The organism is Streptomyces sp. NPDC054841 (genome assembly GCF_053611045.1).
In genome coordinates this window covers 14,373-24,869 of the sequence record NZ_JBSGZO010000079.1, presented here as the reverse complement: position 1 = coordinate 24,869, position 10,497 = coordinate 14,373, and the positions used below count along the sequence as shown (strand labels likewise).

The 10,497-nt window shown below is 69.1% G+C and carries 9 protein-coding genes and 1 tRNA gene; 5 read left to right on the top strand and 5 right to left on the bottom strand.

Annotation, left to right across the window (positions count from 1 at the left end):
* Positions 1 to 45 precede the first annotated feature (45 nt).
* Positions 46 to 1,311, top strand: a complete 1,266-nt coding sequence (locus ACWGI8_RS14045) for a phospholipase D-like domain-containing protein (RefSeq protein ID WP_453660745.1) — start codon at positions 46 to 48, stop codon at positions 1,309 to 1,311.
* A gap of 63 nt (positions 1,312 to 1,374) precedes the next feature.
* Here the strand turns inward: ACWGI8_RS14045 and ACWGI8_RS14040 are convergent, their stop codons facing one another.
* Both ACWGI8_RS14040 and ACWGI8_RS14035 read right to left on the bottom strand, forming a co-directional pair.
* Positions 1,375 to 3,906: an ABC transporter permease gene (locus tag ACWGI8_RS14040; protein ID WP_453660743.1), complete on the bottom strand. Its 2,532-nt coding sequence runs from the start codon at positions 3,904 to 3,906 to the stop codon at positions 1,375 to 1,377.
* Between the two features lie 52 nt (positions 3,907 to 3,958).
* Positions 3,959 to 4,729: an ABC transporter ATP-binding protein gene (locus ACWGI8_RS14035; RefSeq protein ID WP_453660741.1), complete on the bottom strand. Its 771-nt coding sequence runs from the start codon at positions 4,727 to 4,729 to the stop codon at positions 3,959 to 3,961.
* A gap of 376 nt (positions 4,730 to 5,105) precedes the next feature.
* On the opposite strand from ACWGI8_RS14035, the gene ACWGI8_RS14030 reads away from it, so the two are divergent.
* The 3 genes from ACWGI8_RS14030 (at position 5,106) to ACWGI8_RS14020 (ending at position 7,086) form a co-directional block, all read left to right on the top strand.
* Positions 5,106 to 5,187 (top strand) — tRNA-Leu (locus tag ACWGI8_RS14030).
* Positions 5,188 to 5,326: 139 nt separating this feature from the next.
* Positions 5,327 to 6,052 (top strand): maleylpyruvate isomerase family mycothiol-dependent enzyme, encoded by a 726-nt coding sequence (locus ACWGI8_RS14025; protein WP_453660739.1) that lies wholly within the window; start codon positions 5,327 to 5,329, stop codon positions 6,050 to 6,052.
* 146 nt (positions 6,053 to 6,198) lie between these two features.
* Positions 6,199 to 7,086 carry a Bax inhibitor-1/YccA family protein gene (locus tag ACWGI8_RS14020; protein WP_453660737.1) on the top strand — a complete coding sequence of 296 codons (888 nt, stop codon included), beginning with the start codon at positions 6,199 to 6,201 and terminating at the stop codon, positions 7,084 to 7,086.
* Positions 7,087 to 7,188: 102 nt separating this feature from the next.
* Here the strand turns inward: ACWGI8_RS14020 and ACWGI8_RS14015 are convergent, their stop codons facing one another.
* On the bottom strand, positions 7,189 to 7,419 hold the full coding sequence (locus ACWGI8_RS14015; protein WP_290349703.1) for a DUF4287 domain-containing protein: 231 nt from the start codon (positions 7,417 to 7,419) through the stop codon (positions 7,189 to 7,191).
* A 99-nt stretch (positions 7,420 to 7,518) separates the two neighbouring features.
* Here ACWGI8_RS14015 and ACWGI8_RS14010 point away from each other — a divergent pair, with 99 nt between their 5' ends.
* Positions 7,519 to 7,842: a hypothetical protein gene (locus ACWGI8_RS14010; RefSeq protein ID WP_453660736.1), complete on the top strand. Its 324-nt coding sequence runs from the start codon at positions 7,519 to 7,521 to the stop codon at positions 7,840 to 7,842.
* Positions 7,843 to 7,899: 57 nt separating this feature from the next.
* On the opposite strand, the gene ACWGI8_RS14005 is transcribed toward ACWGI8_RS14010, so the two are convergent.
* On the bottom strand, positions 7,900 to 8,736 hold the full coding sequence (locus ACWGI8_RS14005; protein WP_453660751.1) for a hypothetical protein: 837 nt from the start codon (positions 8,734 to 8,736) through the stop codon (positions 7,900 to 7,902).
* 294 nt (positions 8,737 to 9,030) lie between these two features.
* Positions 9,031 to 10,251 carry an acetyl-CoA C-acetyltransferase gene (locus ACWGI8_RS14000; protein ID WP_453660734.1) on the bottom strand — a complete coding sequence of 407 codons (1,221 nt, stop codon included), beginning with the start codon at positions 10,249 to 10,251 and terminating at the stop codon, positions 9,031 to 9,033.
* Between the last annotated feature and the right edge of the window lie 246 nt (positions 10,252 to 10,497).

Here is a 10,497-nt window from a genome sequence, read left to right as displayed (position 1 = left end):
GTCCGGATTGTCATGAATACGCCACCTCTAGGGGGGAACCCACAAGTGCACCGCCGCACCTCCTGGCTGCTCGGCACCGCCGCCGCAGCCGCGCTCCTCACGAGCGCCGTCCTGCCGGGCAGCGCCACGGCCCGTACCGCTGCCGGCGCGCAGACCGCCGCAGTCGCCGCCGTCACCACGACGGCCACCTTCAACGACCCGGCCGGCGACACGGCCGCCCAGAGTCGCATCCGCGACCACATCATCGGCCTCATCGACACCGCTGCCGCGGGCAGCACCATCACCGTGTCGATGTACACCTTCACCGAGAACCCTGTCACCGACGCCCTCGTCGCCGCCAAGGGACGCGGCGTCAACGTCAAGGTGATCCTCGACCACACCTCGTCGACGATGGTGGGCGGCGAGTACGCGCGGCTCGCCACCGGCCTCGGCACCGACCGCACCCAGCCGTCCTGGGTCTACGCCTGTCCCGCGAACCGCGGCTGCATCGGCACCCGCGTGCTGCCGGGCGACGACGGCGCGATCAACCACAACAAGTTCTTCCTGTTCTCCTCGGTGGGCGGGACGGACAAGGTCGTCGTCCAGGCCTCGGCCAACATGACGAACACCCAGCGCACCGATCTCTTCAACAACGCGGTGACGATCCCGGACGCCGGGCTGTACGACATCTACCAGGCGTACTTCGCCGACCTGCTGGCGTACGGCACGTCCGGGAGCGGCCTGGACCACTACTACGAGACCCCGATCAGCGCGACGAATCCCGCGTACAAGGCGTACTTCTTCCCGCGCAAGGAGACGTCCGGCACGACGTACAAGACCGACCCGGCCACCGACACGGTCAAGCTCATCCTCGACAAGGTCGACTGCTCGGCCGGCTCCGAGGTGCGGATGGCGGCCAACCTCTTCTACCGCGACCACGTCGCGAGCAAGCTCGTCTCCATGGTGAACGCGGGCTGCTCGGTCATCCTGGCGGCCGACGGCAACCCGAACGGCGGGGGCACCGGCACCCCGTCGATGGGCGCGACCGTCGAGGGCATCATCTCCGGAAAGCTCACCCAGCGCGTGGAGTGCTGGGAGACCCCGCCGGCCGGGCGCACCGAGAAGATCGGGCTCCACTCCAAGTACCTGCTCGTCAACGGCAAGTACGACGGTGTCGCGGGCAAGAAGATCGTCTGGACCGGCAGCCACAACTACTCGTGGCAGGCCCTGCGCGCCAATGACGAGACGCTGCTGAAGATCGACAACGCGGCGGTGTACGACCAGTTCAAGGCGAACCACACGCAGCTGATGAGCTACTGCGCGGGCTCCTGACGCAAGCGGAAGGGCCGGGCCTCCCCGATTCGGGAAGCCCGGCCCTTTGCCGTACGACTCCGGCTACTCGGCCTTGATGGCGTTCAGCATGTTCAGCTTCGCGGCGCTGCGGGCCGGCCACAGCGAGGCGAGCACACCGACCAGTCCGGCGAGGACCAGGAAGATCCCGATCCGGTCCCAGGGCAGGACCAGCGCGTAGCCCGGGATCTTGTCCGCGAAGGTTTCGCCGATCGCCCAGCCGAGGAACGAACCGAGGCCGATGCCGACCACCGCGCCGAAGAGCGAGATGACCACGGCCTCCAGGCGGACCATGCGCTTGACGCGGGGGCGGTCCAGGCCGATCGCGCGCAGCATGCCGATCTCCTGCTGGCGTTCGAAGACGGACATCGCGAGCGTGTTGACCACACCCAGCACCGCGATGATCAGCGCCATCGCCAGCAGCCCGTAGAGGATGTTCAGCATGGTGTTGATCTGGCCGCCGAACTCGTCGCGGATGTCCTGCTGATCCATCACCTTGATCGCCGGGTTGCCGCCCAGTGCGTCGACCAGGGCCTTCTCGTTCGCCGCGGACTCACCGCCGTCCATCTTCACGAAGATCTGCGGGAGGTACGGCTTGACCTCGTGCGGGCTGGCGATCTTCGTGTCCAGGATGACGGGGGAGAGGAACTCGCTGTCCTTGTAGACCGCGCCGACCTTCAGCGTGCTCTTCTTCTCGTCGTTGAACGTGAACGCGACGCTGTCGCCGACCTTCCAGCCCTTGCTCTTGGCCGTCTTCTCGGCGACCGCGATCTCGCCCTTGGCGAGCGTGTCCAGGCTGCCGTTCACGACCTCGATGTTGAGGACCTTCTCGATGTCGCCGGGCGTGACCGCCGAGGCCGACACGTAGTCGCCCTTGGCCTGGAAGTAGACGGACTGCTGCGGTGAGACCGCCGAGACCCCCGGGGCCTTCTCCAGCGCGCTCAGCGCGGACTTGTCCAAGCCCCCGCCGCTGGCCATCGTGACCATGTAGTCGGCCTTGATGTTGTCCGTGGTCGTCTTCTCGATGGCCGTGCCGACCGTGACACCGATCACCGTCAGACCGGTCACCAGGGTGAGCCCGATCGCCAGCGCCGATGCGGTGGCGCCGGTGCGGCGCGGGTTGCGGACCGCGTTCTGGCCGGCCAGTTTGCCGGACACCCCGAAGGCACCGACGAGCAGCGGCCGTACGAGCGCGATGACGGGCCGGGACAGCAGCGGGATCAGGATGATCACACCGATCAGGGCGAAGAACGCGCCCGCGCCGAGGTACATCCGGCCGTCGTCGCCGCCGACCGAGGCTCCCAAAAGGATTCCCGCCGCGCCGATACCGGCGATGACGGCACCGATGGAGTTGCGCAGCACCAGCGACTTGGTGGTGGCCACCGCGTGGACGCTGTTCATGGCCGCCACCGGCGGGATCTTGGCGGCCCGGCGGCCGGGCAGCCAGGCGGCGAGCATCGTGATCAGTACACCGACGGAGAGCGCGGCGATCACCGGGCTCGCCCCGATGACCAGCGGCCCGGCCGGGATCTTCATGTCGAAAGCGGCCATCCCGGAGCGCAGTCCGACGGCCAGGCCGATGCCGATCAGGAAACCGACCGCGGAGGCGACGAGACCTACCACGGCGGCCTCCATCAGCACCGAGCGGGTGATCTGCTTGCGGGAGGCGCCGACGGCGCGCATCAGCGCGATCTCCCTGGTGCGCTGGGCGACCAGCATCGTGAAGGTGTTGGAGATCAGGAAGACGCCGACGAACAGGGCGATGGCGGCGAAGCCGAGCAGGACCTGCTTGAGGGCGCTCATGCCCTCCTCGATCTGCTTCGCCTGTTCCTGGGCGAGCTCCTGGCCGGCCTTGGCCTCGGCGGTGTCGCGCAGCAGCGGCTTGACGTCTTCCAGGATCTTCGCGTCGTCGGCGCCCGGGCCGGCGGTGACGGTGGCCTCACCGAAGAAGCCGGGCTTGAGGTACTGCTTCTGGGCGACCTGGGTGTCGAAGAGGACGAGGCTGCCGCCGGCGTTCACGGCGCCGTCCTCGGTGGTGAAGACACCGCTGAGGGTGTACTCCTTCACCGGTCCGTTGGTCGCGACCCGCACCCGGTCACCGACCTGGTAATTGCCCTTGTCAGCGGAGTCCTTGTCCAGGGCGATCTGATCGTCCTTCACCGGGCCCGAGCCGTCGGTGAATTCGTACGCGGGGTCCTTGCCGTCCTTGCCGGGGGCGAAGTTGGAGCCCCTGTTGGACCAGCCGACGCCGATCAGCTTCCCGTCGGGGTCGGCGACCCCGGCGAAGCCGCTGACGCGGCCCTGGGCGCCGGCGACGCCTTCCAGCTTGCCGATCTTGTCGAGGGTCTTCTGGGATATACCGGGTTCCTGCTTGGGGTCGTCCGGGTCGGCGAACGAGGTGATGGCGACGGCGACGTTGTCGTAGCTCTTCGCCGACTGGTTGCGGAAGGCGTTGGAGAGGGTGTCGGCGAAGACCAGGGTGCCGGAGACGAACGCCACGCCGAGCATCACGGCGAGTACGGTCATCAGCAGCCTGGCCTTGTGCGCGAGCACATTGCGCAAGGCAGTACGGAACATGGTGTGAGTCAGTCCTGAGGTGAGGGCCGGAAGTCTGCGGTGGCGGAACGGATCAGCTGGTCCGGCCCTTGGCGTCGAACTCCTTCATGCGGTCCAGCACGCCGTCCGCGGTCGGGTGGAGCATCTCGTCCACGATCCGGCCGTCCGCGAGGAAGATGACGCGATCCGCGTACGAGGCCGCCACCGGGTCGTGCGTCACCATGACGACGGTCTGGCCCAGCTCCCGTACCGAGTTGCGCAGGAAGCCCAGGATCTCGGCGCCGGAGCGGGAGTCCAGGTTTCCGGTCGGCTCGTCACCGAAGATGATCTCGGGCTGCGAGGCGAGCGCGCGGGCGACGGCGACGCGCTGCTGCTGGCCGCCGGACAGCTGGTTGGGCCGGTGGCTGAGCCGCCCGGACAGCCCGATCATGTCGATGACCTGCTCCACCCACCGCTTGTCGGGCTTGCGGCCGGCGATGTCCATCGGGAGGGTGATGTTCTCCAGCGCCGTCAGGGTCGGCAGCAGGTTGAACGCCTGGAAGACGAAGCCGATTTTGTCGCGGCGCAGCTGCGTCAGTTGCTTGTCCTTGAGGGAACCCAGCTCGGTCTCGCCGAGCCGTACGGACCCGCTGCTGAAGCTGTCCAGACCGGCCACGCAGTGCATCAGCGTGGACTTGCCGGAGCCCGACGGGCCCATGATCGCGGTGAACTCACCCTGGTGGAAGCTGACGGTGACCCGGTCCAGGGCGACCACCTGGGTCTCACCCTGTCCGTAGACCTTCGACAGATCCATGGCACGGGCGGCCACCGCGGTGGCGCGGGCGGCGGTGGGTGTGGTGGTCACGAGACGGCTCTCCTGTCACAGCGCTTTTCGGGGACCACCCCATCGTGCTGCCCGCCCCGGTGCCGGATCGTCCGTCCCGGTGCCCGTTCCTGAGGCCCTCTTGGGTCTGACCGAGAGGCTCGATGGTCCTCCTTTGGTATGACGGCGTCCCCGGGGCCCCTGCGGGTGAGTCGTGGTGGAGGGGAGGCGACTTTCCGTCATTCCGGGGTGCGGGGCCGCGCGCCCGTGCGCCGGGTAACGGCATGTGCAAACTGCCCATAACTTGGGCTGACGCACCCTCAGGCGCCAATAAAATAAGACAACATCGGGTCCGAACTCCGCTGTTCGGGGGATCCGCCCGGATAGGGTCGTGTGCGAACGCGGAGCCGCGTGCCCAGCCCGGATGGTGGAATGCAGACACGGCGAGCTTAAACCTCGCTGGCCTTCGGGCCGTGCCGGTTCGAGTCCGGCTCCGGGCACGTCAGTTGCCGGTGGCGCGAGCAGGAAATCGTTGAACTCTTGAACGCCCGCTTGTGCCTCTGGTTGCAGTTGCGGTTGCGATTTTTATCCCCCGAGGACTCCGTCCTCCCTGAGACGGACGTAAGGCGATTCGCAGGCATGCTCGATTTCATCGGCGTCATCGACGAGCTCACCCGCTCCGGTGCCCGGTTCGCCGCCACCCTCGCCGCCCAGGGCGACTCCGGTCTGCAGGCCCCCTCGGCGCTGCCCGGATGGACCCGTGGCCATGTCGCCGCCCATGTGGCCCGCAGTGCCGATGCCTATACGTGGCTGCTGGCCGTGGCCCGTACCGGTGCCGAGCCCGCACCGCGAGCCGGGGCCGGCGCACTCGCCCGAGCCGTCGAAGCGGCTGCCGTCCTGCCCGCCGCCGAACTCCTCGCCGATGTCCGCACCTCTCTCGCCCGGCTCCTGGAGGACGCCTCGTCCATGCCCGCCGAGGCGTGGGACACGCTGGTCACGGCGCTGGCGGGCTGGCGTCATCCCGCCTGGTACACCCTCTACCGCTGCTGGCGCGAGCTGGAGACCCATCACGTCGACCTGGACGCCGGCTACCGCACCGCCGACTGGCCTGCCGCCTATGTGGCCTGGGCCCTCGACGACACCCTCGCCGCCCTGACCGCCCGTGGCTTCCCCGTCGCCCGCGTCGACGCCGTCGACCTCGGCCGGTCCTGGACGCTGGCGGCCGCCGGTCCCACGATCGGCGGCAGCGGGCACGCCCTCCTCGGCCGGCTCAGCGGCAGAACGACCGGCGCCACGCTCACCGGCGGACATTCCATGCCGGACCCGCCCAATTGGCCCATGCCGCCATCCCCGGGCTGGGGCTGAGCACTTCGCGAGCCCGGTCACAGGGGCCGCGAGCCTCTTTCTCCTGTCACGATCCAGGAAAGATCCTCCCTCAGCACTAGGCCGTGGTCTTTGCCCTCGCATTACTCTTGTGTCAAGGCCGCGCTCGGTGGCCATGGAGGAGTGAGATGAGGAGCAGCAACCCGGTCTTCTCGCGACGGGGGTTCAGCCGCGACAACGGCTACGCGGGCTTCAACGCGGCACAGCAGGCCGGGGGCCCCGCCGCAGGAACCAACCCGTACGCCCAGGGTGCCGGTAACCCGTACGCGACCAACCCCTACGCCCCGGCGGACGCCCAGCTGGGTGCCCCGCCGCAGGCGCCCGCCCGCACCAATGTGATGACGATCGACGACGTCGTGGCGCGCACCGCCATGACGCTCGGTACGGTCGTGCTCACCGCCGTCCTGTCCTGGGTGCTGCTGCCCGTCGACGAGGCCAACCTTGGCAAGTCGTACGGCATCGCCATCGGCGCCGCGCTGGTGGCGATGGTGCTGGGGCTCGTCCAGTCCTTCAAGCGCAAGGCCTCGCCCGCGCTGATCCTGTCGTACGCCGCGTTCGAGGGTGTCTTCCTCGGCGTGATCTCCAGTGCCGTCTCCACGTACATCGCGGACGGTGTGGTCGCCCAGGCCGTGCTCGGCACGATGGCGGTCTTCGGCGGTGTGCTGATCGCGTACAAGATGCGCTGGATCCGCGTCACGCGCCGGTTCTACGGCTTCGTGATGGCCGCGGCCATGGGCTTCCTGCTGCTGATGGCCGTCAACCTGCTGTTCGCCGTCTTCGGCGGCGGTGACGGTCTCGGCTTCCGCAGCGGTGGCCTCGGCATCCTGTTCGGTGTCATCGGCATCATCCTCGGTGCCTGCTTCCTCGCCCTGGACTTCAAGCAGGTCGAGGACGGCATCACCTACGGCGCTCCGCGCGAGGAGTCCTGGCTGGCCGCCTTCGGCCTCACCATGACCCTGGTGTGGATCTACCTGGAGATGCTGCGTCTGCTGTCGATCCTGCAGGGCGACGACTGACGCACGTAGTGGACGTCGCGAGTAGCAGACGTTACGAAGGGCCCGTTCCGGCACTGCCGGGGCGGGCCCTTCTCTGTGTCGGATGCACGTCCGTCCGCGGCACTAGAGCAGCTTGCGCGCCGCCCGCCTCAGGTCGTACTCATGGATGATCGCCTTCGCGTGACCGTACGCGAGGTTGTGCTCGCTCCGGAGCCAGCTGACCTTCTCCTCGAAGCGGAAGAGGGAAGGGCCTTCATCGACGGTGCGGAGCCAGTCGGCGACTTCACGACCGGTGCAGTGAGGGATACGGGAGAGCAGATTGCGGTGGGTCTCTTCGGAGAAGACTTGGGACATCGGCGCCTCCGGACGCATTGCGCGTGTGGTCCTTCACGTCACCGTGCCTGAGTGTTCGCGTATTGGCAACAGTCCCGCACCGGCGCATAGGGTCGCGGCGTGCTTGATACGACACCTCTGACAGCGGCCGTGGAACGATTCGCCGACCGGTTGCGGGCGGCCCCGCAGAGCCGGTTGCAGCGGGGCGCCGCGGCCGAAGGTCTGGCGCTGGCCAGGGAGTTGGCCGTACGCGCCCATCGGATCGAGGCGCCGGGAGAGGCGCCGCGGATCATGCCGGACGCGGGCGTCTTCGCGGTCGCGGACCAATTGGTGGTGGCCGGGACGGATTTGGCCGAAGCCCTGCGCATGGCAGCGGCCTCGCCGAAGGAGCTGGGCGAGGCCGTGGATCTCGTGGAGGGGGCGGCGAGGCGGGCGCAGCTGTGAGCCTGCGAGCCCCGTGCGAACGTGCGGGGCTCCGGGGGCTCCGGGGGCTCCCGGAGCTCAGAGAGACGCGATGACGCGGTCCGCGAGGATGTAGACGTTCTCACCGGCGCCGCAGGAGAACGTCAGCGCGTAGGCGCCGGAGACACCCGAGCCGCCCAGCAGGACCGGCGCCTCGCCGGCGCGCAGCGCCTCGGCGAGCCGCTCGGCGGTCTCCCGGTGGCCGGGGGTCATGCAGAGCGTCGTGCCGTCGGCGAAGACATACACGTCGAGCGTGCCCAGCGGGCCGGGGCGTACGTCGGTGAGCGCGGTGCCGGTGTCGGCGAGCTCCTCCAGGCGGGACACGGTGCGCTCATGGTCGGTGACGACCGGTGTCTGCACCGGGACGAAGTCGGGGTGCGAGGGGTGCCGGCGGCGGGCCGCGGCCAGCTCCGGGGAGTCGTCGGCGAACTCGGCCGGCGGCTCGGCGAACTCGGCCAGGTCCGCGAGGTCGTCGAGCATCTCGGCGGCCTCCAGATCCATCGACTCCAGACCGGCGAAGTCGGCCTGGCGCGGGACGAAGAGCGGGCCGTCCTCGGCCAGGCCCGCCAGGCCGCCCAGCATCGTCGGGGCGTCGGCGGCGTCGCGGGCCTCCTGCGCGGCCCAGAAGGCGCGCGCCTCGGCCAGCTCGCGCTCGCGCTCCTCGGCGAGGGCCTCGGCGACGGCGGCCCGTATCTCGGCGGCGGGTGCGGTGCGGGCCTGCGGGACGGAGGCGAGGGGGCCGCTGCCGTGACGGCTCGCGGCGGCCAGCTCCGTACGCAGGGCGGCGACCTGCTTGCGCAGCCCAAGAGTGGTGTGCAGGGCAGCGGCGCCCACAGCCGCGGCAGCGGCCGTGGTCAGCAGCAGGGCGAGGGACATGGCGCTCACTGACATACTCCCGGTTTCAATGGATTCCCCGACTTACTACATCAGCTTGTCGTGAGCCGATGCCTGGTGTCAGTGCATTACGTCACGAAATGGACAGAACTTTGGGCTGGATGTTTAACCCCAAAGCCCCTCTGACCTCGGTGAACGCATCTCCCCCAGGAGATAGGTCACATCCTGGGGGAGATTAGGTCACGGCTCGGACGCGGCGGGGTTGAGAAAGCCCTTTCGGAGGGACCGGGAGAAGCCCTCCGGGCCCCTCCCGCACCCCGGTCCGGCAGGGTCGGCTCAGCTCAGGCGCTCGATCACCATGGCCATGCCCTGGCCGCCGCCGACGCACATCGTCTCCAGGCCGAACTGCTTGTCGTGGAACTGGAGCGAGTTGATCAGCGTGCCGGTGATGCGGGCGCCGGTCATGCCGAAGGGGTGGCCCACGGCGATCGCACCGCCGTTGACGTTCAGCTTGTCCAGCGGGATGTCCAGGTCGCGGTAGGACGGGATGACCTGGGCCGCGAACGCCTCGTTGATCTCGACCAGGTCGATGTCGCCGATGGTCAGGCCGGCGCGGGACAGCGCCTGCTTGCTCGCCTCGACCGGGCCGTAGCCCATGATCTCGGGGGAGAGGCCGGAGACGCCGGTGGACACGATCCGGGCCAGCGGGGTCAGACCCAGCTCCCGCGCCTTGGTGTCGGACATGATCACGAGCGCGGCGGCGCCGTCGTTGAGCGGGCAGCAGTTGGCGGCGGTGACCAGGCCGTCGGGGCGGAAGACCGGCTTCAGGCCCTGGACGCCCTCCAGCGTGACGCCGGCGCGGGGGCCGTCGTCCTTGCTGACGACCGTGCCGTCCGGCAGCGTCACGGGGGTGATCTCGCGCTCCCAGAAGCCGTTCTTGATGGCTTCCTCGGCGAGGTTCTGCGACCGCACGCCGAACTCGTCCATGTCCTGGCGGGTCACGCCCTTCAGGCGCGCCAGGTTCTCCGCGGTCTGGCCCATCGCGATGTACGCGTCCGGGATCAGGCCGTCCTCGCGCGGGTCGTGCCAGCTCGCGCCCTCGCTCTCGGCGACGGCGGCGGTACGGGCCTCGGCCTCGGCGAAGAGCGGGTTGTGGGTGTCGGGCAGGCCGTCGGAGGTGCCCTTCACGGAGCGGGAGACCATCTCGACACCGGCCGAGATGAAGACGTCGCCCTCACCGGCCTTGATGGCGTGCAGTGCCATCCGGGAGGTCTGCAGCGACGAGGAGCAGTAGCGGGTGACGGTACAGCCGGGGAGGTGGTCCATCCCCATCTGCACGGCGACGATCCGGCCCAGGTTGTGACCCTGCTCGCCGCCGGGGAGGCCACAGCCGAGCATCAGGTCGTCGATGTCCTTCGGGTCCAGCTCGGGGACCTTGGCGAGCGCGGCCTCGATGATGGTCGCGGTCAGGTCGTCCGGCCGCAGGTCCTTCAGCGAGCCCTTGAAGGCCCGGCCGATGGGGGAGCGGGCGGCAGAAACGATCACGGCTTCGGGCATCACGGCTCCAGTGAGGGAAGGTGCGTAGGGGCGACTGTCTGGAAGTTACCCCCACGTATCGCGTGGGTCACCGTACGGACTGTGTGATGCGGGCCTCTTTTCTAAGCGCTCGCTTACGCGGCCCCGGGTCCGTCATGGCGGGTAACCCGGGCCCGCCTGGGGGTCCCCCCCCCACGCCGCAGGGCGTAGGGGGAGTTCGAGGACGGACACACCGTCCCGCCCCGACACGGGTCGGTCGGCGTCCCG